Origin of the sequence: Listeria sp. ILCC797 (assembly GCF_900186185.1) — a bacterium.
Taxonomy (GTDB): domain Bacteria; phylum Bacillota; class Bacilli; order Lactobacillales; family Listeriaceae; genus Listeria; species Listeria goaensis.
This window is the reverse complement of sequence record NZ_FYBS01000011.1, coordinates 76,092-101,730: the sequence shown is the minus strand read 5'-3', so window position 1 is coordinate 101,730 and position 25,639 is coordinate 76,092. Positions and strand designations below refer to the sequence as shown.

Genomic DNA, 25,639 nt, shown 5'->3' with positions numbered 1-25,639 from the left:
TGGGATTTTTATTTAAAATTTATTTACCAGTACTCCCAACACCACCAGCGCGTGACTCATTTGTCACATCGTCCACGTCAGCAACGAGATATTTTGTGAAAATACCTTGGGCAATTCGCTCACCTTGTTCAATTTTAACACTAGCTTCGCCAATGTTTCGCATCGCAATTCCAATGTTTCCGTCATTCGAAGGATTCCCGTAATAAGATGCATCAATGATTCCTGTGTTATTTGATAAATTAAGTCCGCGTTTAATTCCAATCGAGGAACGCACGTAAACACTTAACACCTCATCAGCTTGCATGTAGGTCTTCACGTCTGTCCAGAAAACGTGCTGGCTCCCCGGGTGTAGTGTCACTTCTTCATTGGAGAAAAAGTCATACCCAGCTGACCCTTTATCTGAGCGAACGGGCAGTGTAATCGTTTGATTCAAAAATACTCGATTAGCATCCTTTACAACTTCAAAACCTCTTATTTTCATTTAAACTCTCCTTTATTTTCTCGAACTCACATGATGAAGCACAGCTCCGTGGCGTTCAATTTGTTGTTTGACATATTCATAAGCATATTCAGGTCCGCGGTACGGATAACCTGCTTTCGCATAAGAACTTTCAAAATCCGACCAAAGCATTTCCACCCAAAAGAGCGCTTTTTCTTTGTCTAAACTCGGATTTTTCGCTTGAAGCAATTGTACGAGTTCTTCTACATATTCATTCAATCTTGCTCCACCTCTTCAAAATCAATTTCATTTTCGGCTAGATAAGTTTGTATTGTATCATATTGAAAGCCTTTTTGCATGAGTGACTGAATGGTTTTTTGTTTCGCCTTCTTCGGACCAAGTCGTTTATTTTTCCGCATCAGCTTTTCAAGCTCTGCACCGAGAATTGCTTCGTCACTATTTTCATCTAAATCCGCTGTTGCGACGGCTGCCGCTTCTTTTGCAAGCTCGACGGTATAGCCTTTTTGCATTAAATCGGTCACAATTTTTTGTGTTAAAATTTTACGTGATGTCCGCTTGCCGCGGCGCGCAATTTTTGCTGCTTCTTTATTCGCGTTTTCTAATTGCATATCACTTGTATAAAACGGAAGTGTTTCGGCAATGAGTTCGCGCGTGATGCCTTTTTCAATGAGTTCGCGTTCAATTTTACCTTTTCCTTTTGTTGTCGTTTTCATTTGCGTTCTAATATACAGTTTCGCGAACTCGGCGTCATCTAAATAGTTCATTTCCACCAATTTTTGAATGACACTCGAAATATGTGCTTCTGAAATTTCCTGTTTTTTCAAATAGTCACGCACTTCTTTTTCTGACCGAACGCGGTGCGCTAAAAATTGAATGGCTTTATTTAAGCCTTTACGGACTTCGTCTTCCTCGACGATTTTATCTATTAATTCATTGGTTAGCGGCATTTCTTTTTTTAGTTGAAATTTCACTAATACGGCTTCGTCTACACTGAATAAATAGTTTTCATCTACAAAAATGTTGTAACGTTCTTTGTTTTTTTGTTGGGCTTGAATCGCAGTTATTTTCATCAAAAAACCTCCTCTTCCATTGTATCACAGTTTTTATTTGAAGAAAGTGGGAATAGAACTAAGTAAAGAGGTGAGCCGATTATGAAAATTTTAATTGCCGGCGGAACTGGTTTCGTCGGGCGCCATTTAACGCATGACTTTGAAAAGACGATGGATGATATTTATATTTTGACGCGCGGCAACCAAGCCGATTATGCGAATGTCCATTTTATTAACTGGCTAACAGATGAAACCCCGCTTCCTGATTTAAAAGAACACGTTTTTGATGCGGTTATCAATTTAGCTGGTGTTAGTTTAGCCGACGGGCGCTACACGGAAGAACGAAAACGCGCCATTGTTTCGAGTCGCGTGGAAGCAACAGCCGCACTCCTAGCAATTGTTCGCAAAATGAATGTCCGACCAAAAGTATGGATTAATGCGAGCGCAATTGGCGTCTATCCTTCTTCTAAAACTGCCATTTATAGCGATTCCGAAGAAACACCTATGAGCCGTACCTTTTTAGCACGCACTGTTCACGAGTGGGAAGAAACGGCGATAAAAGCCGAACAATACGGCATTCGTGTTGCATTCGCCCGCTTTGGCCTCATTTTAGGAACAGACGGCGGTGCGTTTCCGATTTTCGAAAAAGCCTTCCGAAATTTCTTCGGTGGACGCTTCGGCAGCGGAAAACAATGGTATTCTTGGATCCACATTGACGACGTTATCTCTGCTATCCGCTTCATCATTCAAAAGGAAGAACTAGATGGCGCCATCAATTTGGTCGCTCCGCACCCCGTCCAAGAGAAAAAATTCGCCGAGCTACTTGGGAAGAAATTACATCGTCCGTACAAAACTCCCGTTCCTAAAAGAGCCATTAGACTCGCACTTGCGGATAAAGCTGCGATGATTTTAGATAGTCAACGCGTGTATCCAGATAAACTACTCGCCCATCATTTCGAGTTCACATTTAACACGCTAGAAGAAGCTTTGGACGATTTAATAAATGAAGAGGCGTAGCGCTTTGCTACGCCTCTTTATTATTCTTCGAACTCAGAAAGCGGGACTTCTAAAATTATTTGATTGTGGGATAATTGGCGTTTTTTCCCTACTAGAAGCATGAGTTGTAACATTGTAAAGGCAATGGAACTCCGTTTTCGGTAGGCGACAAATTTTTGCACCCAGACGTTGACGTATTTTGCCTTGTAGTTTCTAAGCCCTTTAAATCCGTAGAAACCTTGACTGTAGCGGTAAACAAGTCCCGCCATACGTTCGCCGAGAAACGCGTATTTGGATTCGCCGACATTGGCGAGTGGCGCCATCCCCATATTGAAAACTTGATAGCCATTTTCTTTCGCATCTTCAAACAAATTGATGAAGAGGAAATCCATAATACCTGATGGTGCCTCTTTGCCGTAGCGCATTAAATCAATCGAGGAAAGTTCATCGTTATAAGCAGGCATCATGGACGCAAAGGCGATGATTTTTCCAGCTTCATTTCTAGCAACCGCAACCCCCGCTTGTTCTAAATAATAGGTGTCGAAAAAGCCTAGAGAAAAACCTTTTTCCGTACGACCGTCTAGCCATTCATTGGATATTTTACGCAGCGTATTCCAAACATCAGAGCTAAACGGCGCTTCGAGAATCTCAAATTGATAGCCTTCGCGTTCAAATTTGTTCATTAAAGCGCGCTCCCCCTTTTTCTTTTTCCCAGAAAGAGAGAAGTTGGTGACATCAACGTAACCTTCCTCGCCTAGTTTAATAAAGTCAAAACCAATTTCGTGTAAGTATGGCAACATGTCCCCGCGGACTTCATAAAATACGGGGCGATAGCCGAACAAATCCGCTTTCTCAAGCAGTTCTAAAATGGCCGCATCACGCCGATTTGGATCCCCCGTAGGTTCGCCCATAATCACCATTTTATCGGCGATAATTCGGAAGCCAAAAAGGACGTCGCCATCTTGTGCCCAAAATAGCAATTTGTCGCGCAGAAACATGGTGTGGCTTACTTCATTGCCGCCCCACTTCTCTAAATGGGCGCGCACTTTTTCGGCTTCAAAAGGGCTGCCAAATTTTTCCTCGGATTGCGAGAAATAAATGTAGATGGCTACTAGGCAGATGACCGCGATGAGCATGCCGATGAAGCCGGTTACCCACACGTGTTCAGACGCAATTTCCAAGTATTCCGGAATTTGCTTTTTATGTTGGATGTTCGGCGAATTGTAAATACCGATGATAACATATCCGGCTAGGCAGGCAATAAAGATGACCGCATCCATGATGATTTTACTCCACGTGTACACAAATTTTTCACGGTAAAATTCTTTTCTCGCTAAATACACGCACAGCAAAATGATGCCAAGGAAAATCGCTTGTTTGATGGAAAATACACGCGCCAAGGTGTTGAAAATCGCGCAGCCTAGTATGATAATCGTTGTGATGTAGGCTTTTTTCGTTTTGCTTTCAATAGCTCGACCTAGGCCAAGCAGCAGAAAACCAAACGCGACGTTTGTAACCTGGGAGATGAACAGAAAACCAAAGGGCATGAGTTTATACAAAAATGGGACGTGGTAGATCGCAAATGGTGCAACAGAAGAAATAACGAGCAGTAAACCGCTGAAATAAACGAAAATAATAAGGAAACGATGCGCTAGTTTTTGTAAAAATAGAAAGGGTAAATTTTCTAAATAATCGTTAAATCGTTTGCCGGCTTTTTGTACGAAGAAAAATAAGCCTGCGATAAATGGGACAATGTAGTAAAAGATTCGGTAAAACAACAACCACACGAGTGCCAGTTCTTCTGAAACGCCTAGCTGCCCGAGGCCGTAAAGCATGACTAAATCAAATGTGCCGACACCGCCTGGAACCATTGAAATAATCCCAATAACAGAAGCGATGACGAAAAGTGGAAATACTTTCATCAAATCGACTGGTTCATTCATTAAAAAGCCAATGATGACAAAACAACCAAATGCAAAGCCCCATTCTAAAAGCGATGCAGAAATTAATGTCAACTCACGTTTTAGCGGCAAGTCTTCAAACAGCGACTTGCTTTTCCATTTGGTGACTGTAAATAAAATCGGAAAATAAAGTCCGCCGCCAAGAAGCCACGGCCAGTAGCTGATAAAATGATTCGCAAAATTTGGAATGGCCAGTGTTGTAAGGCCAATTAAACAGTAAATGGATAGTCCAGAAACTAAAAATAATGCTATTTTTGAAATCGCAAGTAAAATTTCTTTGTGTGATGCATTTTTCCCGTAAAAACTAGCGCGTAAAGAAGCGCCCAAAACGCCGCCAAAACCACCAATATTGGTGAATGTATTTGTAATCCAGCCTGAGGAGACAACGTGCATCGCTGAAAATTTCCCCGGTAAAAGTTTGACGATGACAAAATCATAAATAAGCATCGGCGTTACGGCAACTAGCCCGACAATGACCATAATAAAAATACTCTCCGGGCTTTGTGAAGTTAAATTTTGCTTGAGTGAGCTATAATCGACGGTCGTTAAAATGTTGATGACCTCGTAAATGACGAATAACATAATAAGAGAAACAAAGACGATTTTGACAATCTTACTATTTCTCTGGAAAAAATCATAGGCTTGTAGTAATTTTTCTTTCATTTCCATTCTCCTTCGCTTGTCAAAGAATTAACGCTTTCTTTTCCCAATTCGTTTTCGAAGCGTTGGTACGCTATACATCACAATAACGCCCAAACAACCACTTAAGGTGTTTAAAATCACATCGTCTATATCCGTTGAACGACCAGTTGGTAGCATAATACCATCAAAACCGGTAATCAGTGTTGTTTGTGCAAATTGAACGAGCTCAACCGTACAAGATGTAAGAAATACAACTAAAATGGCCATGCTTGCCCTTTTACAAATTTTAAAATAAAGTAAAAAGAAAGAAAGTGGTGCAAGAAGCAAAGCATTTCCTACAATTTGAATGATTGTCGGCATTGTCGGTAAAGTTTGTCTAACCGTATTTTCGATTGTTGTAAAAGGCTTGAGGTTAATCATATCCGTTTGAATGTAAAAATTCCCTGTGTAAGTACTGCTAACAAAATCCCCCAAAGCAATGTACATAACAAGATGGTGTAATACAAACACGTATAAAATAAAAACAATAAACCAAACAAAATCAATACTCGTCTTTAAAACAGCTTTTTTTGTTAAAATAAAAGTAATGATAAGTAAAAACAATCCATTTGCGGCTGAATTAATGAGCTCGGGTCTGCTCCCAAATTGGAGCGCTAGTGTAATCCCGTACCCGAGATATAAAATCGGAAGGCAAAGGACAAGATATTTTAAATTTCGTGCTTGCATTAAAAAGGTTCACGCCTTCCAAATTTTTTCTATACGTCTAGTGTAGCAGATAGGTCCCTTCTTGAAAAGCGTTCCCACGTATATTCTAGCTTACATTTTTGCAAGCCTAAAATTAATTAAAAAATCTAGTTGACCTTGACGTAACGTTAAGGTTTACAATATGAATACGGAGGTGGTTGGAATTGGAATACACAATTCAAAAGGTGGCGAAACTAGCTGGTGTAAGTGCACGTACACTACGCTATTATGACGAGATTGGGCTTTTAAAACCGGCAAGGCTCTCGACAAGTGGCTACCGAATATACGGGCAACGGGAGCTTGATTTGCTACAACAAATTTTGTTCTATCGTGAGATGGATCTGGCTCTTCCTGAAATTAAAGCGCTCGTCACGGACCCTACTTTTCAGCCAAAAGAGGCTCTAAAAAGTCACCGGCAGGAGCTCCTTCGTAAAAAAGAACGACTTGATGCGTTGATTCGAAATGTCGAGAAAACGCTTGAAAACATGGAAGGAATGGTGAACATGTCTGACAAAGAAAAATTTGAAGGATTTAAGAAAGATTTAATTGAAAAAAATGAAGCAAAGTACGGCGATGAAATTCGTGAAAAATACGGCGACGAAACGGTCGATGCGAGCAATGCGAAAATGATGAACCTTTCGGAAGATGATTTCGCGAAGATGGAGGCGTTAAATGACAAGCTATTTGACTTGTTGGAACGCGCAAAAACGGATGCGACCTTGCAGGAAGACATCTATTTGGCTCATAAAGAATGGCTCTCCTTCTCTTGGCCAGATTATTCGGAAGAAGCACACATTGGTCTTGTAAACATGTATGTGGACGACGATCGCTTTAAAGCTTACTATGACAACCGCGGTGGAGCTGGAACTGCCGAACGACTTCGCGATGCTGTCATGGCTTCACTTTAGGAAAAAATCCCACTTTCAGTTTGAAAGTGGGATTTTTGGTGTCTTAACGCTTTTTATGGTATCTTTTGTATAGTAAACTTTATGGAGGATTTTATATGGCAAAAAAATCAACGGATAAAAAACTGCTCATTAAAATTTCAGTGGCAGTTGTGCTCGGACTTTTAGCTTTTGATGCGATTATTATTTGGGCATTAATGCAGTAAATTTTAGGAGGAAAAATATGAAAAAGTGGTTGCTTATTATCCCCTTTTTATTTATTTTAGGTGGGATTCCATTTGCAAATCGAATTTACCCACTTATCTTTGGAATTCCATTTGTTTTAGCTTATATTGCGGCGGGTGTTATTCTGTCCTCTATCATTTTGTTTCTTTTGTATAAATGGGAACAAAACGGGGAGGATAATTTATCATGACGGCGCTTTTTATTATTTCGGCCTTTTTTATTTTAACGATTATTTTAGCAATTCGCGCGAAGCAAAAACAAAAAATGACACTTGAAAATTGGGCGGTCGGGAACCGAAGCTTTAATACTGTATTTGTCTTTCTTTTAACGGCGGGTGAAGTGTATACGACGTTCTCGTTTTTAGGTGGGAGCGGCTGGACGTATTCGAAGGGGATTTCAGCGGTTTATGTGATGGTTTACATTGCGCTTTCTTATGTTTCGTCTTATTTCTTACTTCCGCTTATTTGGTCTTATGCGCATGAGCATCGCCTTGTTTCACAGTCTGACTTTTTTGCTAAAAAATATGATAGCAAATGGCTTGGCGTTATCGTGGCTATCGTGGGCGTTATCGCGATTATTCCCATTATCGTCATTCAGCTAAAAGGGCTTGGCATCATAGTTTCGCTCACATCATATGGAAAAATCCCAATGAATGCTGCGATAATAATTGGAACGCTCGGCATCATTTTATATTCCGTTCTTTCAGGAATTCGCGGCGTTGCTTGGATTTCCGTTTTAAAAGATTTTATGATTTTATTTGTCATTGTGTTTATGGGAATTTATTTGCCACTTCACTATTTTGGCAGTTACGGCGAACTTTTCACACAAGTAGCTGCAATTAAGCCAGAACTGCTAACATTTCCAGAAACCACTTACACGGTAACTTGGTTTATTAGTACTGTTCTCTTTTATGTGCTCGGTTTTTATATGTGGCCGCAAGTTTTCGCGTCTACGTTTACCGCAAAAAACGCAAATACTTTCCGTAAAAATGCGATAATCAGCCCAATTTACACGCTCATGCTATTATTTGTCATTTTCATCGGATTTACAGCCGTCATTAAAGTGCCCGGCTTGCAAGGTGACGAAAGCGATCTTGCACTCATTCAGCTCGCCATTCAAAGCTTTAACCCGTTTTTCGTGGGTATCATTGGGGCGGCGGGCATGCTCACCGCACTTGTGCCGGGTTCGATGCTCTTAATGACAGCGAGTACCTTATTTTCTAAAAACATTGTCTTTGGGTTAAAAGGAAGCTACAACGAGGCGCGTGTCGCAAGGTTGTCCAAACTTTTCGTGCCGCTTCTTGGCGCCCTTTCTTGCGTGTTCGTTTTCCAAGGTGGCAATGCGCTTGCAGCGATTCTTCAAGTGGGCTACAGTCTCATTGTGCAGCTTTGTCCGGCGCTCTTTGCAAGTTTGATGAAGCGCAATCCAGTGACAACGGCCGGCGCCATTTCAGGAATTGCAACGGGGATTTTAATTACCATTTTTGTCAGCAATTACAGCATGACGCTTGCGACGATTTTCCCTGACTTGCCGCGCACAATTAGCGATATTAACATTGGCTTCCTGCCACTACTGACAAATATTCTCGTCACTTTTATAGTTAGCGCATTCACGAAAAAGGAGAATTTTCGGCATTAAAAAAAACTTGGCATGATTACCAAATTTTGACTACTTTTCCAAAAATATTTCTACGTTTGACCCAACCATTTACAAAGCCATGGTTATTCGAAATTTGAAATTCCATTTCATTATTGCGCGAACGCACGGCAGAAATCAGGTGCGTGTAGTAGTTCCCTTTTACTTTACAAAAAACGATTGTTTTCGGTTCTAATAAAGTGTGTTCATTCACGGGTTCTAAACTAACTGGCTGATTTGACTTAATGATGGGCAACATAGAATTACCCGCTTCTTTGTACTTCTCGATGAACTGGCCATTTTGAAGTAAGGAAGCGATGTAGCTTGCCTTGGACATAAATTCTCCCTCCTTTTCATGTCTAAATGCAACACATAGCCTACAGTTTGTAAACAAAAAAAGCTGATTCCGCGGGGGATCAGCTTTTTACTTTTTTCTTTTGATTTGATTTTAGCGACAGCTTCACGACACACTCCACGTGGCTTGTCATCGGGAACATGTCGACCGGCTGCAAATACCGAATGCGATAGCGTTTTTCGAATAAAGCTAAGTCGCGGGCTAACGTAGAAGGATTGCATGACACATAGACAAGTTGCTTCGGACGAGCGCTTAAAATGGCTTGCGTTAAACTTGCATCAAGTCCAGTTCGCGGCGGGTCAACAATGATTGCGTCAGGCGCGTAGCCTTCACTTCGCCAATTTTGGAAGACTTCTTCTGCCGTTCCAGTCACATAATGTGCGTTTGTAATTCCGTTTTTCACTGCATTGTTTTGCGCATCTAAAACGGCTTCACGGACCACGTCCATGCCGCGTACTTCTTGTACTTTTTTAGCGAGCGAAAGCCCAATTGTGCCCACACCGCAATACGCATCGACAATTTTTTCATCGCCAGTTAGCGTAAGCGCTTCTGAAACTTCCTCGTATAAACGATTCGTTTGCTTCGGATTGAGCTGGAAAAAGGCACGTGCCGATAAATCAAAATGAAGCTCTTTAAGCGCCTCTTCAATGCTTGCCTTTCCATCTAAAAGAAGCGTCTTATCTCCAAAAATTAGAGACGTCTTATCAGAATTGATGTTTTGCATGATTGATACAATTTCTGGGTGGCGCGCCTTAATTTCTGTTAGGATTTCTTGTTTTTTCGCAAATTTTTCGCTTGTCGTCACAAAAACAAGTTGCACCTCATCCGTTTCAACGCCCACGCGGACAACAATTGTGCGGATGAATCCTCGGCCGGTTGCTTCATCATACGCGGATATCCCGTATTTCGTAAGTAAATCGCGCACCGAATTCGTGATTTCAACCGTCCGCTCATCTTGTACGAGACAATCACTTGTTGGCACAAGTTCGTGTGAATCCGCACCAAAAAGACCTGTCACGATAGCGCCGTCTTGATTAGTTCGCGCTTGAAATTGGCTTTTATTGCGGTACCGGAACGGGTCTTCCATACCAATTGTATCGCGAATTTTCATTTTGTCGGTATTGAACGTTGTATGTTTCTTCAGCGCTTGAATTAAAATATCTTTTTTAAACTGTAGTTGCGCCGAATAGGATACGTGTTGCAACTGACAGCCCCCACATGCTTCGTATACGGGACAAGGCGCGACAACCCGATTGGGTGATGGTTTTCTGATTTTACGCACCACGGCTTCACTGTATTTTGGCGCTGTTTTAGTCACTTTTACGACGACCTCTTCATCCGTCAGTGCGCCTTTAACAAAAATAATAGTTCTTTTAAAATATCCGATTCCTTCGCCGTTAATTCCCATTTTTTTGATGGTGAGTGGGAATTCTTGTCCGACCTTGATTTGCGCTTCGCTCAACATGCTCTCCTCCATTCATTCTTTCTTATACTACCAAAAATTGCGAGTTTTGTCATGGCTGTTTTTAGCTAAAATTTGGTACAATAGCCATATCAGCCTTGGTTTTACTGAACGAAGGAGGCTTTTTGAAAGGATGGAAAAAAACGTGATTGTACTTGCTGGAATGATTGGCGCTGGTAAAAGCAGCTATACGGAGCTGATTGCAAAGGAACTTGGTTCAAAGGCATTTTATGAGAGTATTCAAGATAATCGCATTCTTGAAATGTTTTATAGCGACCCGAAACGCTGGGCTTTTGCGCTACAAATTTATTTTTTAAATACGCGTTTTCGTAGCATTAAACGCGCCCTTTTAGATCAAAATAATGTTTTAGATCGCAGCATTTATGAGGATGCGCTTTTCACGAAAATTAATTTTGAGGACGGGAATATTTCGGAGCCGGAAATGGATACGTATTTGGATTTACTGGACAACATGATGGAAGAGATTAGTACGCTTCCGAAAAAGTCGCCTGATCTGCTCATTTATTTGCGCGGAAGTTTAGAAACGGTTTTAAAACGCATTAAACTGCGCGGACGTCCTTATGAGCAAATTGAGCTTAATCCCGCCTTGCTGGACTATTACACCACCTTGAATGCGCGTTATGATGACTGGTTTGACGCTTACGATCATAGTGACACGCTTGTTGTCAACATTGACGAAATTGATATCCACAATGAAGCGGATGCGGTTTATTTTATGGACTTAATTCGCGCTAAGCTAAATGAAATTCGATCATAAAAAAAGGACTGGCGATAAAATCGCCAGTCCTTTTTAATTTATTTCGCCGACTGCTCTTCTCTGTTTTAAAATGAGAAGTGTCGCATTGATTTCGCCGCCAATCATTAAAATAATGCCTGTCAGATAAAACCATAACATTAAAATAATGATGACACCGATACTGCCGTATGTCGCTGAATAGTTGCCAAAATTATTGACGTAAAATGCAAAACCCATTGATGTAAGCGACCATCCGACTGTTGAAAAAAGCGCACCTGGTAAGATTTTAAACAAATGATTGCGCTTCGCTGGTGCAACCCAATATAAAAATGTAAAAACAACAAAAATAACAATGACTGTTACTAACCAGCGAATATTATTCCAGAAATCTATGACCTCAGGTGAAACATGCAGATGGTCAAAAACGAACAAGCCAATTTGTTGACCGAATACAAGTAAAATTAACGTGATTGCAACCGTTGCTAACATCGCGAGTGTAAAAACCATCGATACAAAACGCTTGATGAAATAATTACGTCTGTCGCTTACACTGTATGCTTTGTTAAGTGCTTTTGTGACAGCATTCATACCATTTGAAGCTGACCAAAGTGTCCCAATAATCCCAATCGATAGCAACCCACCATTTCGGTTTGAGAGCAACGAATCTAAATTGCTTTCTAAAAAGTTAATAATTTCTTTTGGAGCGAACTCTTGAATTAAATTAAAAACAGCATCTTTATCTATATTTAAATAGGCGAGTAATGTCGCCGCAATTAAAAGCATCGGAAAGATTGAAAAAAGCATATAATAGGCTAGCTGTGCGGCACTTCCAGAAACATCATTCTTTCCAAAACGCTCGATAATAATGCGGATAAAACGATATAGCGGGTGCCTCGTTAGCATTTTTAGCATAAAAAATTCCTCCTTCCAACCATTTTTTCTAGTCCTTTAAAATTCGCGCACCATGTTATTTTATGATAAAATGCTTTTTATTACGAATAAAAAGGGGCCAAACCGTATGAATTTAGAAAATCCCTCTCAAGAAAATGTGGATTTTATGTTAAAAGAGATTACTTCCAAACTAAAAATGGTAAACAGCGGTGTATTTGAAAATTTAAAACTCGAAAACATTCATTATGATAGATTGCTCGATTTATATACGTTAATTCACCGCAAAAAATTGATTAGCCCTAGGGAAATGCAATTATTTGCTGAAGAATTAAGCTTCATTCGTATTTAAGTAGTTTTCCGCAAAATCAACAAATTCTTTTAAATCGAATATTTTAGACGGGGCGAGCGCAATTTCTTTTTTGTGGCTCCCCTTTTCTTTTTCAAAAACTTCGCCGATTTTTAAGAACGCTTCGCTGTTGTAATTCTTTTCTTCAAACATTTGGATAACCCGCGCATTGTTTTTAAGCAGTGTCGCTCTATTCATTTTATTTGCGACTTTGTTTGAGCGTTCTTCTGCCAAATGAAGCGATGTGTTTGAATCATTATCAACACCGAACAAAACGATTTTACTACCTGTTATTTGATACAGCTTCCCTAAAGGAGAATTTTCCCCAAAACCATGTTCTAAAGAGTGATTTTCGAGGATTTCTGCCGCGTGTTTCCCCCAAGCTGTGAAGGAATAAAAGGGGTGATTGCTCCTTGACACTTCTGGAAGTGCTCGGAAAGTTTCTGCGATAACACCCATTTTATAGCTCGGTGTTCGGTTTGGATCAAAGACTGGCATTGTTTCTCTGATTTCTTCCCACCATTCTTTTGGTACTGGAGGGTTTTCCCAATTTTCCGGGTCGGACAAGCCTCCTGTTTGAGCAGGCATGACAATCGTTCCACTTTTCGTTATAACCGTTTGCAGTGCATCAATAAGTGTAATAGCACCGCCACAAATCCAGCCAGCTTGTGACATGGAGGCGTGAAAAATAATCGTGTCCCCTTCTTTTAAGCCGGCTTCTCTAAATTCAGTGAGCAAACGTTCTTTAGTGAATGGGACTTTTGTTCTTTGTATTGTAAGCTTCTCCCCCATTTTATCCCTTCTTTCTTAAAAAACTGCAACATGTGTATGTTGCAGTTTTGTCTTTAGTCGTTTTCACCTTGATAAGTCAAAATTTCTGGACCATTTTTTGTAATCGCAATCGTATGTTCATATTGCGCAGAAAGTGAGCCATCAACAGTTCGAGCTGTCCAGCCATTATCGTCCATTTTAGCACGCCAATCACCAATATTTACCATTGGTTCAATTGTAATTACCATGCCTTCTTTTAAGCGAGGTCCTTTACCGGGTTGTCCGTAATGTGGGACTTCTGGTTTTTCATGTAATGTTGGGCCAACACCGTGACCGATGAAATCACGTACGACACTTAACTTTTCGTTTTCGACATACGTTTGAATGGCATGACCGATGTCGCCAATTCGATTTCCGACTTGAGCTTGTTCAATTCCAAGATAAAGTGATTTGCGCGTTACTTCCATTAAATGCTTCACTTCGTCGCTCACTTCACCGACAGCATAAGTCCAAGCTGAATCTGCAAGCGCTCCGTGATAATTCACGACCATATCAACCGTCACTATATCGCCTTCTTTTAAAGGGGTTTTGCGCGGAAAACCATGGCAAATTTCATCATTAATGCTTGCACATGTCGCATACTCATATCCTTCAAAGCCTTTTTGTTCCGGAGTAGCTCCTTGGCTTTTTAAAAACTTTTCTGTAAACACTTCAATATCCCAAGTTGTAATGCCTGGTTGAATTAATTTTGCGATTTCTTGGTGTGTTGCAACTAAAATATCGCCAGCACGTTTCATTTCGTCAATTTCGCGGCGTGATTTAAGTGTGATCATTTCGTTTTTCATCCTCCCTAAAAAATTCCACTATTCTTTATTATAACCTTCTACTAGCATAAAATAAAGTATTCTATAAAAAAGGTTGCACAATTTTTTCGAACATTTATAATAGAGTTATTGGTGAAGACTTTATCAAGCTATCCATTTTTTTACATTATGAATAGCTGTTCACAAAATTCTTAGAAAATGGTGGTTAGAAGATGGCAAAAGTGATGATTGTTTATGCAAGTATGACTGGAAACACTCAAGAAATTGCGGACATCTTAGGTGAAGAATTAGAGAAATACGATATTGAAGTTGAAATCGAAGAGTGTATCAATGTTGAACCGGAAGATTTACTTGACTACGACGGAGCGCTTATCGGTGGTTACACGTATGACGACGGTCAACTTCCAGATGAATTTGTTGATTTTTATGAGGATATGGCTGATGTAGACTTTTCTGGAAAAGTTTGTGCATCGTTCGGGTCGGGCGATACATTTTATGATGAGTTCTGCTTAACAGTAGACCTTGTTGAAACCCGCTTAAAAGAACAAGGTGCGACAGTCCCTGTTGCTGGGCTAAAAGTAGATTTAGACCCTGACGAAGAGGACGTTGAGCGTGCAGAAGCTTATGCTAAAACATATGTGGACGTGCTTTTAGGCTAAGAAAATTATAGTTTTCTACAAAATAAAAGAACTAAGCCAGTGACTGGCTTAGTTCTTTTATTTAATCTTGATTTTGATTTTTAAATGATGGAATGAATACGAATAATGCTAAAATGATGCATAGCGCGCATGTAATGGGACGGATAAATAAAATCGACTGATAACCTGGTTCAATAAAAAAACCAACTAATGCAAGCATTCCCCAAGTAGCCACAGCGGTTAAGCTTAAATAACGGTTATTTTTCCCCACTAAGTATAAAATACTTGCCGTAACCATTAGGCTTGAACATATGTAACCAAATCGTCCCATTTCTTCTGCAGAAACACTAAAAATATTGACCAACACAACGTTTTGAGTATTTATCTGAAAAATAAAACCCGTAACAGCAACTGTAAATGACAATAACGCAATAAAAATTCTCATAAATTCCCCATCTTCTTTTTTTTAAATACATTATATCAATTTTTATGCAAAAAAAAATACGTTTTATAAAAAGTTCGAAATATTGTCAAATTTATTCTTATCGTTTGTTTTTTCTCCGATTATTCCTTATGATAATTGAAAAGGAGGAATCGAGATGGCCAATGATCAAGCAACACCTAAAAAAAACAGTACGAAGAAACCAGTTCCTGTTAAACTAATCGTTAGTGCAATTTTAGTTGTTTTTATTATTATTTTTGCAGCTGTGAATGCCGAAAAGGTTCGTGTAAACTTCATTTTCATGCATGTTGAAATGCCTTTAGTTCTCGTGATTTTATTTTCCACATTAATTGGTGCTTTAATCATGTTTGGTTTTAGTTATTTTAGAAAAAAATAATGAATTGACCTGTACAATATAAAAATGTGCAGGTTTTTTCTTGCTCAATCGTTGCTTTCCCAGTAATTTTAAGCTACTATTATCTTATCGAAAAAGATAGGTGTGATATATTGTGACAAAATTTAATGAAAAGTTAAACAAATACGCTGAACTAATCGTTAAAGTTGGTGTGAATGTTCAGCCAAATCAAAAAGTTGTGATTGCTTCTAGCATCGAATCGGCGCCTCTTACGCGTTTAATTACCAAGTATGCATTTGAAGCAGGTGCTTTAGATGTGATTGTAAATTGGAATGATGAAGCGGTAACACTTGAGCGCTATCACAGCGCCCCGCTGTCCGTTTTTGAAACAGCTCCTGAACATCGCGTGAAAGAACGAACTGAACTCGCTAAAGAAGGTGCTTGTTTTATTTCCATCGTATCAGAAAATCCTGATTTACTTAAAGACGTAGCAAGTGAAAAAATTTCTGCTAACCAAAAAACAATGGGAGAAGCACTTAGTGAATTCCGTGAACTCTCAATGGCGAATGTTGTAAGCTGGACTGTTGTGGCAGCTGCTTCTGCTGGCTGGGCAGAGAAAGTATTTCCTGACTTACCACTCGAAAAACAAGTTCCAACACTTTGGGAAACCATTTTTGAAACAACGCGCGTCAATACGGATAATCCCGTTGAAACTTGGAAAAACCACGATACTACTTTAAATGCTAAAGCAAATGAATTAAACGAAAAACAATTTAAAACATTACATTACACAGCTCCGGGAACTGACCTTTATATTGGTTTACCGGAAGACCACGTTTGGGTGGGTGCTGGTAGTTATAATGCAAAAGGGCATGAATTTATGGCAAATATGCCGACGGAAGAAGTTTTCTGTTGCGCGGAAAAAACGAGCGTGAAAGGTTACGTTTCTAGTACAAAACCGTTAAGTTACTCTGGAAACGTTATCGATAACTTTAAACTTACTTTTGAAGATGGTCGTATTGTAGGCGTTGAAGCTGAAAAAGGACAGGATATTTTACAAGATTTAGTGAATACAGATGAAGGCTCTCACTATTTAGGCGAAGTGGCGCTCGTTCCAGATCCGTCCCCGATTTCACAAAGCGGTATTTTATTCTACAACACGCTATTTGATGAAAATGCTTCAAACCATTTAGCAATCGGAAGCGCTTATGCGTTTAACATTAAAAACGGTGAAAACATGAGTCGTGAGGAACTTGACGCGCGCGGTGTTAACACGAGTTTAACGCATGTTGACTTTATGATTGGTTCAGATAAGATGAACATTGATGGCATCACGAAATCAGGTGAAACGATTCCTGTATTTCGTAATGGCGACTGGGCATTTTAAAATCCTTTGCGTATAACATATACCGCGTGAAAGCTCCCTCCTGCTTGCAATTTCGGGAGGGGCTTCTTTTATTTTAAACAGAGAAAGAAGGTATATGATGAGATTTTCTACATGGGATATTAATTTAAAAGTGCGCCTTTTTGGGGAGGCACTGCTTGATATTTCTTTTTGGACGGTGTTCCCTTTTTTGACTTTATATTTTTCAGAAGCGATTGGGCGGCAAACAACGAGCTTGCTCCTGATTGTTTCGCAACTTTTGGCCGTTATTACTGCGTTACTCGGTGGCTATTTCGCTGATGTTTACGGACGAAAACGGATGATGAGCATTTCCGTTGTTGGTGAAGGAATTGGTTTTTTAATCTTTGCCATTGGGGCACTTTCGTTTGTTGACTCACCGTACCTGAGCTTTTTTGGATTCACGATTGCGAGTATTTTTATGGCGTTTTATCAGCCGGCGAGCCAGGCGATGATTGCTGACGTTGTGAAGCCAGAACATCGTAGCCATGTTTATTCGGTTTTCTACATGATGATTAACATCGCCGTTGTGATTGGCCCAATTATTGGGGCGGTCGTCTTTAACAGCTTCACCGTTCAGACGCTACTCGCGATTACATTTTTTGATATTGTTCTTCTTTTTCTTTTGCAAAAATTTGGTCATGAAACGGCGCCGCTCGCGCTAAACCCAGTCTTAAGAAAGGAACAAGCGAGCAAAAATATTTTAACCGTTTTAATGGAGCAAATTAAAAATTACCAATTAATTTTCAAAGATAAAATATTTTTCCTCTACATTTTAGCTGGCGTCATTATTTCGCAATCTTTCATGCAACTTGACCTTCTATTCCCGCTTTATATTAAAGAAGTCATTGGCGCATCAAGCTTGTTTGGTATCCCGCTTAGCGGCGAAAAACTATTTGGCGTCGTCGTTTCCATCAACGGCTTTTGTGTTGCGTTACTCACTGTGTTTATGACACGCTGGATGACACGTTACAAGGAAAAATTTGTCTTTATGAATTCCTCGTTCTTATACGGCATCGCTATTATGTGTTTTGCCATTTCAACAGGCGCACTTGGTGCCATTTTCGCTATCATTTTATTTAGTTTTGCTGAACTGATGACTGTAGGTATACAGCAAAATTTCGTTTCCAAACTAGCACCGGAAGATAAGCGGGCGATGTATTTCTCGGCGGCGGGCCTTCGGTATACGCTCGGGAAAGTCATTGCTCCACTTGCCATTACGCTTGCGACATTCATTGGGTATTTTTATACTTTTGCGATTATTGCCAGTTTGGCGGTCATTAGTGGACTGATTTATTACGTTATGTACATTCAATATGAAAAAGCACATCATTAAACGTGTCGCGGCAATCGCATTTTAAACGATGGTCGCGACATGTTTTTTTATTACAGAGATTACGGTGAATTTACTTTCTTCAAAAAAAGAAAAGGTTCTGATTAACATTTCTTATCATGAAGCTAAATCTGGTGCTTAACGCGCGAAAAAGCTTTATACTGTTCCATAAGGCCTTTTGTGCCGAGTATTTTATTGTTAAAGAAAGTTAGGTGTTAAAATGTTTGGGAGTTCAACAATTGGGATTGATTTAGGTACGGCGAACATCCTCGTCTACAGCAAATCAAAAGGTATCATTTTAAACGAACCTTCTGTAGTAGCTTTAGACACACACACGAAACAAGTTTTAGCGATTGGAACAGAAGCTAAAAATATGATTGGAAAAACACCTGCGTCTATCGTGGCGATACGGCCAATGCGAGATGGAGTTATTGCAGATTTTGATATTACTAGCGGCCTTCTTCAGGAAATTATGCGACGGATTAACGCAGCAGGCGGAGGCTTTAAGAAACCAAAAGTAATCGTTTGTACGCCTACGGGAGCAACTTCCGTTGAACGTCGCGCGATTACCGATGCGGTTAGCAGCATGGGGGCGCGCTCTGTCGTTCTAATTGAGGAACCTGTAGCCGCCGCAATTGGAGCCGATCTTCCGGTTGACGAGCCACTGGCGAACACCATTGTCGACATTGGTGGTGGAACGACTGAAATTGCGATTATTTCTTATGGAGGGGTTGTATCTAGTACCTCGATTCGAACTGGCGGCGATCATATCGATGAAGAAATCATCGCGTACATTCGGAAAAATTATAACGTTTTAATTGGCGAATCCACAGCTGAACGCGTCAAAATGGAACTCGGCTACGCGCCTATCCCGCATGCGGAAAAAACAATGGAAGTTCGCGGACGCGATTTACTCACTGGTCTTCCGAAAGTGGTAGAAATTTCCTCGAATGAAATCCAACATGCGATTTCTGAACTATTAAATCGTGTTTTGGAAGCAATCCGCCTGACGCTTGAAAAATGCCCTGCGGAATTAAGTGGCGATATTGTTGACCGCGGCATTGTTTTAACTGGTGGCGGTGCCCTCATTCAAGGCTTACAAGAATGGCTTGTAAAACAAATTGATGTGCCAGTACATATGGCGCCAAGTCCGATGGAATCGGTTGCGATTGGCACAGGAAAATCACTGGAGTATATCGAAAAATTAGATAAGCTAGCTGGAAAATAAAAAAAGCGTGTGAACCTTGTTAAAATAAGGATCACGCGCTTTTTATTTCCTTGAAAAGTCGCTCTTAGTTTGATAAAATTAATTCGTTAGGCTTTTGTCCTGGTAGCTCAGTAGGATAGAGCGACAGCCTCCTAAGCTGTAGGTCGTGGGTTCGATTCCCTCTCAGGACATCTATAAAAAGAAACATAGGTAAGCAAAAATCCAGTAATAATTCCATCTTTCGAAATGGATTTCACTGGATTTTTGTTTATTTATATCCTAAACTCTTTTATTTTAAACAATTAAAGTTGTATAAATCATTCTACTAAAAAATGGTCGCTTCCGCGACCACTTTTTCTTAATCTTATTTCTCCACCAATCTAAAATGTTGCCACGGAAGAATATTTTCAAGCAAATAGCGTTCTTCTGGAACGACACGGGCCACGATATTTGTGTTGCCAGAGTTTTCCATATCGCGGAGAGCAATTTGCATTTCGCCTTTGTACCGCTCGTAGCCGTTGTTATCGATTGTCACATCACCTAAAGCAAGTTTTTCCGTATCATGAGCTGGGAAATCATGCGTTTTAAAGTTTACGCGCGTCATCGTTGAACGGATAACATAAGCGGAAACGTCGCCACGGTTGAAGTGTTTTTGCGTCAACACGATTTCTTTTTCAACAGCAGTTGTTCCTGGTAAAAATTCAACTGCGATTTGTAATTCGTTGCGGTTCAGTTCACCGAGTGCCTTTAGCTCCGCCTCAGATGCGAACATGTTCCCCACAATGACATCGTCAATTAAACCGGTATTCCACAAATCTTTCGCTTGAACAGTAATATCCACGCCGCGATGTTCCTCAAGCGTTGGAAGTCCCCCGTCTACAACGAACCACGGACCATATTCGCCGCTGTTTGAAGAAACAAAAGCAGCCGTTCTTAAGTTTAAATCTTTAAATTGCTTGCTCGTACGTAAGAAGTGCTCGCGTGAAAGCGCCGTGTAGCGTCTAGGATAAAAGTTATGGCAACCGATAATGTTTGCCACATTTGCTTTATAAGATAAAATATTTTCAACATAACGTGTACCGTTACTAATGTTTAATTCAATCATTAAATCGTTGTCATCAAAGCTCATTGCCGCTTCTTCCGCGCCCGAAAAACCTAAATCAAGGCGTAAACCAGATAAGCCGATTTCTTTAAAACGGTCAAGTTCTTGATAAGTAACATTAAGCGATTCAAAAACAGTCGGATCAACGTCGGCAATCACTTCATAACCGAGCTCATTCGCGCGTTTACAAATCGTTTCGAGTTTCGCGAATTCTTCTTTATCGTTTGCCGAAATTAAACATGTAAAAATACGACTGAAGCCATATTTTGCAGCAGTTTCAATATATTGTAGTGATTCTTCTAAGGCAACATGTTGCGGGAAAACCGAAATACCTAATTTTCTCATAGTCAAAAACCCTCTCTTCTCTTATTTCGTGCGATATAGTTCAACAATTTCTTTCGCTAAATCTTTAAACGTGATGGCATTCATCAAGTGGTCTTGTGCATGCACAAGTAAAAGCGACACTTCTGTTTTTTCACCACGAGCTTCTCCTTGGATTAAAGCCGTTTGCGAATGATGTGCTTCGAGTAAAGCTTCCTCCGCTAATTTGATTTGTTCGTCGGCTTTTTCAAAATCACCTTTTTTTGCTGCATCAATAGCGAGCATAGCATCGCTTTTTGCGTTGCCTCCAAAAACGATAAGTCCCATAATAGTTTGTTCTAATTCCATTTTATACACGTCCTTTTCTTTAATTATCCGCTTGCATCATTCGAAATGCTTGATCTAATACTTTGTTTCCATCCATGGTGCCAAAGTCTATGCTGTCAATAATCTCAACCGGTATTCCAAGTGGATCTAATTTTTTCTTTAAATTTTTAGCTAAAAAACGAACTTGCGGTGCGAGTAAAACGGCGTCCGTATTCTGGATATGTTTATGAACATCAGCCTCAGCAACAGCGAGTACTTCCGTTTCAATCCCGCGTTCAGAGCTTACCTCAGTCATTCTTTTTACAAGTAGGCTACTTGACATTCCTGCCGAACAAATGAGCATAATTTTTTTCATTTTGACCCTCCGAAATCGAAATTTAGCAACAAACTATTAGAATGCAAGTTTCATGCCAACTTCGTTATTTTCAAATGCCTACTGTATCCTCTTTTTCTTTTACACAAAATCAGTAGAAGTGTGTAGCTTTCTACACACTTCTGCATATTTTAGTCTGCCGCACCAATTCGATTCGCGAGCATCATTTGCGTGAGATAAGCAATTTCGGATTGCGGCACTGTAATATTATACTCGCGCTCCACATTTTCCATCATTTGCTGGGTGACTTGCATCTCAACTAAATGATTTTTCGCAAACTCATTAAAATCTGGGAACTCACGGTCAACAGCACCCAGGCGCATGCGTTCAATTAGGAATGCTAAATGTAAAATCATGCCGATGTCAACACCCGGTTCTAAAATTAAGTTAAGTTGAATTTGCAACTCGGAAATGATTTTCCGCAAGAAATAAACAAGCTCTTCCGCTGACTCGACAGCTGTTAAATTTCCGTTTAAAGAAGCAATTAATTTTTCATAAGGTACTTCGTCATTTAAAATTCGTTTGATAATGTCGATGCCGCCATCTGAAAAGACTTCAAGCGCACTGAAAAATGGAATATCACGATACTGGAATTCAACAGAACCCATAATTGCTAAAATATTGTATTCCTCCATCAACTGATCAATGCGCTCACGAAACGCCTCTTTGTGCAGAAATTGCAGAACAATAATTTCCACTTTCGTTTGGTCAATAAGCGGTTCCACACGAGCCCGAAGCTGTTCGGCAACGCCTTCTCCAGTGAAGCAAGTAAAAATAACAACATTTTTAGCAGGTTTCGCCCGTAAAATTTGTGCTTTATATTTGTTTTCAAACAATTGCTGACAACTTTGGTAGATGTCTTCAAGTCCCCTGCCAAGCGAAGCCTTTCGAATTGCCTCAAGCACAACCGGCGTGCTAGCCATAGTCACCGTTTTCGTCCGAATGCCGAGCTCTTCTGTCAGCATGTTCCCAAACGAAGCGAGCGAGCCCATATCTGAAAGAATTAGCACACCTTTTTGTGGATCTAACTTGACGACCAGTTTTTTAACTTTTTCATACATCGTCTTCACTTCCATCGAAAGCGGCATGTCGATTGCCGTACCACTTTCAATGCTTAAAAGTTCCTGCACCGTTTCCACCATGCTCGTTGCAGTCGAGCGGCCATGCATGAGGACTAAAACTTCCACTTGCGCTTCACTCACAAACATCGATTCAACCACTTCTGCTGTTAAAAACATCGTTAAGAAGCCAATTTCATCAAATGGGATTTCAATGCCTAGTTCCTGCTCAATTAAAGAAGAAATATCAATGGCAACTTGGAACTCCTTCGGATATTTTTTGCGAACATTGTTTAAATCGGGGTGAATAATATGTTTTTGTTCGCGAATCCGTTCAATTGTGCTTTGTAAATGAAGTGCAAAAGCAAAGCGCATCTTGTCATTATACTGCCGTTCTAGGCGGTTTGTCGCCACTTCATATACGCGCTCCGTAAGCCGCCAAATTTCTGGGACAATGATTTCCTTCGCCGTTTGTTGCGTCGGAAGTTGCACCATATAATCGTGGAAATATTGGTCCACGTCCACATAAAGTGCAGCCTCGAGCTCTGTCTGATTTTTCCCCTCTTTAATCAATTCGTCAGCACGATCTTGAATGGCCTGGTAGACATCATTTACGTTCGTATATTTGGCCGCACTTTCCTCGCTCGAATCGGCAAATTTAAAAATCGTTTTATTCACGTCAATAAGGCGATTAAGCTTTTCAGGCTCGTCTTTCATGTGCAGTAGACCTTTTTGAACATGGATGGGCAAATCGTCCTGTTCGATTAAAATGTAGTTTGTCGCCTTCGTTTTATAATGTAAGAACGCTTTCGCACACGCCAATTTTAAGTCACGTTGCAATTGTCCCACATTGGCGCTTGCATGATAAAGTAAAAAGGCGATTAGAGCTTGGCGATGTACGCGAATCGGCTGGTTTAACCGGCGCGCTTCCTGCTTCAAGAAAAATTCAATCAATTGATAGCGCTCTTCCAAATTGCGTTCTGAAAGTGCCGGTAGCGTAATCGTCATCGGAATCCGTCTAGTAAACGTTTCAAGGAGAAAATTATCTGGCGATTCCGTTGTCGCTCCAATAATTTGCACCTGTGCGGTATGCACTTTTGAACTTTCACCAAGCGGACGATACTCCCCCTTATCGATAAAAGTAAAGAGCATTTCCTGACCTTCTGGCGGCAAGCGATGAATTTCATCTAGGAAGAGAACACCTCCATCTGCTTTTGCTAACAAGCCCGAACGTGTTTCTTCTGCGCCTGTATATGCGCCTTTTATAACGCCAAAAATTTGACCAAATAAAAGCTGCGGATTTTGTGCGTAGTCGGCGCAGTTAAACGATACAAATGGAGCGGTTTTCGAAATCATGGTAGACTCTTTCGCAAAATGATACATACATTCCGCAAAAAGCGATTTCCCAGTACCCGTTTTCCCTAAAATAAGCGTATGAAGACCGTGCGGTGGATATAGAATCGCTGCTTTAGCTTGTTGAATACTAACCTTTAAACTGTCACTAGAACCAATTAAACGATCAAAAGCGCTTGTTTCATTCGAGGTAGCATCAACTTCACTTTCTATCTTTAAAGCTTGATAAAAAACTGGTTTCCCAGGTAGTTTTTCAATTTTGTTTTCTTTAAATAGGTCATTCAAGTACCTGCTGGCGTTAGCCCGGTCCATACCTAGCGCATTTGCTACATCTCCAGCTGAAACTTTTTGATTCATCGCATTTAAGTGTTGTAATACTTCATCTTTTCTACTCGACATGCCCTTCGCTCCTTTAAAAACTCATTCATCTTTATTATACTCGTTTTTGTAAGCGCCTTTCAAGTTGTTAAAAAAGACGTTTACTTTTTCTTCGGTGCTGCACCAGACATAAGTTTTCCTTTATAGAAACGAACAAGCTCTCCCGTTTGATTTATGCCTGTTAAATATTGCTTGAGCGTTCTTGTTTCTCTTTCATTGACGAAACTAATAACCGTTCCGGCTTTTCCCATTCGACCTGTTCGTCCCGAACGATGCACATATTCTTTTTCTGTTTTCGGAAGATCATAATGAATGACGTACGGGAGGTCTGGGATGTCTAGGCCGCGGGCTGCGACGTCGGTCACGATAAGGAAATTTAATTCCGCTTTTTTGAAGGCTTGCAATGTTTTTTTACGCACATCGCGGCGTATGTCGCCATGAATTCCAGCTGCCTTCACCCCGTCATACGCGAGTTTTTCTAACAGAATATCCATTCTCGGTTTATCGCGAACAAATACAAGCGCGCGCATGCCCGGAACGTGTTCGAGTCTACGTATGAGCGTGGCCTTATCGCGATTTTCGACTTCCATGTAAAGGTGGGTCACATTCTCATTCGCACGCTCAACTGGTGTCGCTTCAATGAACAGTGGTTTTTTTTCGGTTTGTCTAAAAAATTGTTCGGAATCATCTAGTTTCGTTGCCGAAACGAGGACCAGTTGTCTGTCGCGCATACTACTAGCTAAAATCTCCATGGTCGCTTTAAAATTTTCTGCCAGCAGCAATTGGTCGGCCTCATCAAGCGTAATCGTCTTGACTTCATGCATCTTAATTTTCTTTAGCTTGATGAGTTCGAGTGCGCGCCCAGGCGATGCCACAATGATTTGCGGTTTCTTTTTTAGTTTTTCAATTTGACGTTTGACGTTCGCCCCGCCGATAATCGGGAGCACAGTGATACCGTCTTTCACCCACGTTTTAATGGTATCTGAAATTTGCATGACAAGTTCATGGCTTGGGGCCAAAACGAGCCACTGCGTATGTGGTTTTGCTTCTATTTTTTCGAGAATTGGTAGCGTGTAGGCAACCGTTTTTCCGGTCCCGGTCGGAGAAATCGCAATCACATCGTCCCCGTTTTGAAGCGGCTCATAAATTGCGTTTTGAATATCTGTCGGTTCACCGTATGCATGTTCCAACCATTTTTCCTGCCAAATTTTTTGCATATTAAATCTCCTCTTTTTTCATTCATTAAGTAAGCTCATCATATCATAAAAAAAAAGGTAAAACCATATGGCTTTACCCTAGAGTGATGACAAATTGCAATCTGATTTCG

General features: G+C 40.5%; 27 protein-coding genes and 1 tRNA gene. 12 read left to right on the top strand and 16 right to left on the bottom strand.

Features of this window, described 5'->3' with window-relative positions; genetic code table 11:
- Positions 1–19 precede the first annotated feature (19 nt).
- The 3 genes from BN1609_RS11570 to recX are packed head-to-tail and all read right to left on the bottom strand — an operon-like array spanning position 20 to position 1,530.
- Entirely contained in the window at positions 20–481 is a 462-nt protein-coding gene (locus tag BN1609_RS11570) for a dUTPase (RefSeq protein ID WP_088810921.1), read from the bottom strand.
- A 12-nt stretch (positions 482–493) separates the two neighbouring features.
- The gene (locus tag BN1609_RS11565; protein WP_088810920.1) at positions 494–718 is read right to left on the bottom strand and encodes a YfhJ family protein; all 225 of its coding nucleotides are present in this window, start codon (positions 716–718) and stop codon (positions 494–496) included.
- Positions 715–1,530 carry a recombination regulator RecX gene (gene recX, locus BN1609_RS11560; RefSeq protein WP_088816229.1) on the bottom strand — a complete coding sequence of 272 codons (816 nt, stop codon included), beginning with the start codon at positions 1,528–1,530 and terminating at the stop codon, positions 715–717. The genes BN1609_RS11565 and recX overlap by 4 nt, the downstream gene beginning before the upstream one ends.
- 81 nt (positions 1,531–1,611) lie before the next feature.
- On the opposite strand from recX, the gene BN1609_RS11555 reads away from it, so the two are divergent.
- Positions 1,612–2,526 (top strand): TIGR01777 family oxidoreductase, encoded by a 915-nt coding sequence (locus BN1609_RS11555; RefSeq protein ID WP_088810918.1) that lies wholly within the window; start codon positions 1,612–1,614, stop codon positions 2,524–2,526.
- Positions 2,527–2,546: 20 nt separating this feature from the next.
- Here BN1609_RS11555 and mprF read toward each other — a convergent pair whose 3' ends face one another.
- Positions 2,547–5,129 carry a bifunctional lysylphosphatidylglycerol flippase/synthetase MprF gene (gene mprF, locus BN1609_RS11550; protein WP_088810917.1) on the bottom strand — a complete coding sequence of 861 codons (2,583 nt, stop codon included), beginning with the start codon at positions 5,127–5,129 and terminating at the stop codon, positions 2,547–2,549.
- Positions 5,130–5,156: 27 nt separating this feature from the next.
- Positions 5,157–5,834 (bottom strand): VanZ family protein, encoded by a 678-nt coding sequence (locus BN1609_RS11545; protein WP_088825874.1) that lies wholly within the window; start codon positions 5,832–5,834, stop codon positions 5,157–5,159.
- A 182-nt stretch (positions 5,835–6,016) separates the two neighbouring features.
- Between BN1609_RS11545 and BN1609_RS11540 the strand changes: the two genes are divergently transcribed.
- The 3 genes from BN1609_RS11540 to BN1609_RS11530 all read left to right on the top strand — a co-directional run bounded on the left by BN1609_RS11540 (position 6,017) and on the right by BN1609_RS11530 (position 8,620).
- Positions 6,017–6,760: a MerR family transcriptional regulator gene (locus BN1609_RS11540; protein WP_088816227.1), complete on the top strand. Its 744-nt coding sequence runs from the start codon at positions 6,017–6,019 to the stop codon at positions 6,758–6,760.
- Positions 6,761–6,980: 220 nt separating this feature from the next.
- Entirely contained in the window at positions 6,981–7,172 is a 192-nt protein-coding gene (locus BN1609_RS11535) for a DUF3311 domain-containing protein (RefSeq protein WP_088810914.1), read from the top strand.
- On the top strand, positions 7,169–8,620 hold the full coding sequence (locus BN1609_RS11530; RefSeq protein ID WP_088840872.1) for a sodium:solute symporter: 1,452 nt from the start codon (positions 7,169–7,171) through the stop codon (positions 8,618–8,620). Before BN1609_RS11535 ends, BN1609_RS11530 begins: the two co-directional genes overlap by 4 nt.
- A gap of 16 nt (positions 8,621–8,636) precedes the next feature.
- Here the strand turns inward: BN1609_RS11530 and BN1609_RS11525 are convergent, their stop codons facing one another.
- Together BN1609_RS11525 and rlmD are read right to left on the bottom strand one after the other, a co-directional pair.
- On the bottom strand, positions 8,637–8,954 hold the full coding sequence (locus BN1609_RS11525; RefSeq protein ID WP_088810912.1) for a phage repressor protein: 318 nt from the start codon (positions 8,952–8,954) through the stop codon (positions 8,637–8,639).
- Positions 8,955–9,033: 79 nt separating this feature from the next.
- Positions 9,034–10,434 (bottom strand): 23S rRNA (uracil(1939)-C(5))-methyltransferase RlmD, encoded by a 1,401-nt coding sequence (rlmD, locus tag BN1609_RS11520; RefSeq protein WP_088840876.1) that lies wholly within the window; start codon positions 10,432–10,434, stop codon positions 9,034–9,036.
- Between the two features lie 133 nt (positions 10,435–10,567).
- Between rlmD and BN1609_RS11515 the strand changes: the two genes are divergently transcribed.
- Positions 10,568–11,212 carry a deoxynucleoside kinase gene (locus BN1609_RS11515; protein WP_088825873.1) on the top strand — a complete coding sequence of 215 codons (645 nt, stop codon included), beginning with the start codon at positions 10,568–10,570 and terminating at the stop codon, positions 11,210–11,212.
- A gap of 33 nt (positions 11,213–11,245) precedes the next feature.
- On the opposite strand, the gene BN1609_RS11510 is transcribed toward BN1609_RS11515, so the two are convergent.
- On the bottom strand, positions 11,246–12,103 hold the full coding sequence (locus tag BN1609_RS11510) for a YihY/virulence factor BrkB family protein (protein ID WP_088810910.1): 858 nt from the start codon (positions 12,101–12,103) through the stop codon (positions 11,246–11,248).
- A 106-nt stretch (positions 12,104–12,209) separates the two neighbouring features.
- On the opposite strand from BN1609_RS11510, the gene BN1609_RS11505 reads away from it, so the two are divergent.
- Entirely contained in the window at positions 12,210–12,431 is a 222-nt protein-coding gene (locus BN1609_RS11505; protein ID WP_088810909.1) for a DUF1128 family protein, read from the top strand.
- Here the strand turns inward: BN1609_RS11505 and BN1609_RS11500 are convergent.
- On the bottom strand, positions 12,411–13,220 hold the full coding sequence (locus BN1609_RS11500; RefSeq protein ID WP_088839245.1) for an aminoglycoside N(3)-acetyltransferase: 810 nt from the start codon (positions 13,218–13,220) through the stop codon (positions 12,411–12,413). The genes BN1609_RS11505 and BN1609_RS11500 overlap by 21 nt on opposite strands.
- 53 nt (positions 13,221–13,273) lie before the next feature.
- On the bottom strand, positions 13,274–14,032 hold the full coding sequence (gene map / locus BN1609_RS11495) for a type I methionyl aminopeptidase (protein WP_088810935.1): 759 nt from the start codon (positions 14,030–14,032) through the stop codon (positions 13,274–13,276).
- 203 nt (positions 14,033–14,235) lie between these two features.
- Between map and BN1609_RS11490 the strand changes: the two genes are divergently transcribed.
- Positions 14,236–14,682, top strand: coding sequence for a flavodoxin (locus BN1609_RS11490; RefSeq protein ID WP_088810907.1), 447 nt, complete (start codon positions 14,236–14,238; stop codon positions 14,680–14,682).
- 61 nt (positions 14,683–14,743) lie between these two features.
- Here the strand turns inward: BN1609_RS11490 and BN1609_RS11485 are convergent, their stop codons facing one another.
- The gene (locus BN1609_RS11485; protein WP_088816225.1) at positions 14,744–15,106 is read right to left on the bottom strand and encodes a hypothetical protein; all 363 of its coding nucleotides are present in this window, start codon (positions 15,104–15,106) and stop codon (positions 14,744–14,746) included.
- 154 nt (positions 15,107–15,260) lie between these two features.
- On the opposite strand from BN1609_RS11485, the gene BN1609_RS11480 reads away from it, so the two are divergent.
- The 5 genes from BN1609_RS11480 to BN1609_RS11460 all read left to right on the top strand — a co-directional run bounded on the left by BN1609_RS11480 (position 15,261) and on the right by BN1609_RS11460 (position 19,591).
- Positions 15,261–15,500, top strand: coding sequence for a lipopolysaccharide assembly LapA domain-containing protein (locus BN1609_RS11480; RefSeq protein ID WP_088810905.1), 240 nt, complete (start codon positions 15,261–15,263; stop codon positions 15,498–15,500).
- Positions 15,501–15,612: 112 nt separating this feature from the next.
- Positions 15,613–16,845: an aminopeptidase gene (locus BN1609_RS11475; RefSeq protein WP_088810904.1), complete on the top strand. Its 1,233-nt coding sequence runs from the start codon at positions 15,613–15,615 to the stop codon at positions 16,843–16,845.
- A gap of 97 nt (positions 16,846–16,942) precedes the next feature.
- Positions 16,943–18,196 (top strand): MFS transporter, encoded by a 1,254-nt coding sequence (locus BN1609_RS11470; protein WP_088810903.1) that lies wholly within the window; start codon positions 16,943–16,945, stop codon positions 18,194–18,196.
- 217 nt (positions 18,197–18,413) lie between these two features.
- Positions 18,414–19,421: a rod-share determining protein MreBH gene (gene mreBH / locus BN1609_RS11465; protein ID WP_088810902.1), complete on the top strand. Its 1,008-nt coding sequence runs from the start codon at positions 18,414–18,416 to the stop codon at positions 19,419–19,421.
- Positions 19,422–19,517: 96 nt separating this feature from the next.
- Positions 19,518–19,591 (top strand) — tRNA-Arg (locus BN1609_RS11460).
- A gap of 173 nt (positions 19,592–19,764) precedes the next feature.
- Here BN1609_RS11460 and BN1609_RS11455 read toward each other — a convergent pair.
- The 5 genes from BN1609_RS11455 to BN1609_RS11435 all read right to left on the bottom strand — a co-directional run bounded on the left by BN1609_RS11455 (position 19,765) and on the right by BN1609_RS11435 (position 25,529).
- Positions 19,765–20,847 carry a DUF871 domain-containing protein gene (locus BN1609_RS11455; protein ID WP_088816224.1) on the bottom strand — a complete coding sequence of 361 codons (1,083 nt, stop codon included), beginning with the start codon at positions 20,845–20,847 and terminating at the stop codon, positions 19,765–19,767.
- Between the two features lie 21 nt (positions 20,848–20,868).
- Positions 20,869–21,171, bottom strand: coding sequence for a PTS lactose/cellobiose transporter subunit IIA (locus BN1609_RS11450; protein ID WP_088810898.1), 303 nt, complete (start codon positions 21,169–21,171; stop codon positions 20,869–20,871).
- A gap of 19 nt (positions 21,172–21,190) precedes the next feature.
- Positions 21,191–21,505 carry a PTS sugar transporter subunit IIB gene (locus BN1609_RS11445; protein ID WP_088816223.1) on the bottom strand — a complete coding sequence of 105 codons (315 nt, stop codon included), beginning with the start codon at positions 21,503–21,505 and terminating at the stop codon, positions 21,191–21,193.
- A 149-nt stretch (positions 21,506–21,654) separates the two neighbouring features.
- Positions 21,655–24,333, bottom strand: a complete 2,679-nt coding sequence (locus tag BN1609_RS11440) for a sigma 54-interacting transcriptional regulator (RefSeq protein ID WP_088810896.1) — start codon at positions 24,331–24,333, stop codon at positions 21,655–21,657.
- A gap of 80 nt (positions 24,334–24,413) precedes the next feature.
- On the bottom strand, positions 24,414–25,529 hold the full coding sequence (locus BN1609_RS11435; protein ID WP_088810895.1) for a DEAD/DEAH box helicase: 1,116 nt from the start codon (positions 25,527–25,529) through the stop codon (positions 24,414–24,416).
- Positions 25,530–25,639: the final 110 nt, after the last annotated feature.

Coding starts and splice junctions, on each gene's coding strand:
- BN1609_RS11470 (WP_088810903.1), top strand. CDS start 16,943: ATGAGATTTTCTACATGGGATATTAATTTAAAAGTGCGCCTTTTTGGG.
- BN1609_RS11485 (WP_088816225.1), bottom strand. CDS start 15,106: ATGAGAATTTTTATTGCGTTATTGTCATTTACAGTTGCTGTTACGGGT.
- BN1609_RS11445 (WP_088816223.1), bottom strand. CDS start 21,505: ATGAAAAAAATTATGCTCATTTGTTCGGCAGGAATGTCAAGTAGCCTA.
- BN1609_RS11515 (WP_088825873.1), top strand. CDS start 10,568: ATGGAAAAAAACGTGATTGTACTTGCTGGAATGATTGGCGCTGGTAAA.
- BN1609_RS11505 (WP_088810909.1), top strand. CDS start 12,210: ATGAATTTAGAAAATCCCTCTCAAGAAAATGTGGATTTTATGTTAAAA.
- mreBH (WP_088810902.1), top strand. CDS start 18,414: ATGTTTGGGAGTTCAACAATTGGGATTGATTTAGGTACGGCGAACATC.
- BN1609_RS11525 (WP_088810912.1), bottom strand. CDS start 8,954: ATGTCCAAGGCAAGCTACATCGCTTCCTTACTTCAAAATGGCCAGTTC.
- BN1609_RS11510 (WP_088810910.1), bottom strand. CDS start 12,103: ATGCTAAAAATGCTAACGAGGCACCCGCTATATCGTTTTATCCGCATT.
- BN1609_RS11535 (WP_088810914.1), top strand. CDS start 6,981: ATGAAAAAGTGGTTGCTTATTATCCCCTTTTTATTTATTTTAGGTGGG.
- BN1609_RS11435 (WP_088810895.1), bottom strand. CDS start 25,529: ATGCAAAAAATTTGGCAGGAAAAATGGTTGGAACATGCATACGGTGAA.
- BN1609_RS11455 (WP_088816224.1), bottom strand. CDS start 20,847: ATGAGAAAATTAGGTATTTCGGTTTTCCCGCAACATGTTGCCTTAGAA.
- BN1609_RS11530 (WP_088840872.1), top strand. CDS start 7,169: ATGACGGCGCTTTTTATTATTTCGGCCTTTTTTATTTTAACGATTATT.
- BN1609_RS11440 (WP_088810896.1), bottom strand. CDS start 24,333: ATGTCGAGTAGAAAAGATGAAGTATTACAACACTTAAATGCGATGAAT.
- BN1609_RS11480 (WP_088810905.1), top strand. CDS start 15,261: ATGGCCAATGATCAAGCAACACCTAAAAAAAACAGTACGAAGAAACCA.
- BN1609_RS11450 (WP_088810898.1), bottom strand. CDS start 21,171: ATGGAATTAGAACAAACTATTATGGGACTTATCGTTTTTGGAGGCAAC.
- mprF (WP_088810917.1), bottom strand. CDS start 5,129: ATGAAAGAAAAATTACTACAAGCCTATGATTTTTTCCAGAGAAATAGT.
- BN1609_RS11500 (WP_088839245.1), bottom strand. CDS start 13,220: ATGGGGGAGAAGCTTACAATACAAAGAACAAAAGTCCCATTCACTAAA.
- BN1609_RS11545 (WP_088825874.1), bottom strand. CDS start 5,834: ATGCAAGCACGAAATTTAAAATATCTTGTCCTTTGCCTTCCGATTTTA.
- recX (WP_088816229.1), bottom strand. CDS start 1,530: ATGAAAATAACTGCGATTCAAGCCCAACAAAAAAACAAAGAACGTTAC.
- map (WP_088810935.1), bottom strand. CDS start 14,032: ATGATCACACTTAAATCACGCCGCGAAATTGACGAAATGAAACGTGCT.
- BN1609_RS11570 (WP_088810921.1), bottom strand. CDS start 481: ATGAAAATAAGAGGTTTTGAAGTTGTAAAGGATGCTAATCGAGTATTT.
- BN1609_RS11555 (WP_088810918.1), top strand. CDS start 1,612: ATGAAAATTTTAATTGCCGGCGGAACTGGTTTCGTCGGGCGCCATTTA.
- BN1609_RS11490 (WP_088810907.1), top strand. CDS start 14,236: ATGGCAAAAGTGATGATTGTTTATGCAAGTATGACTGGAAACACTCAA.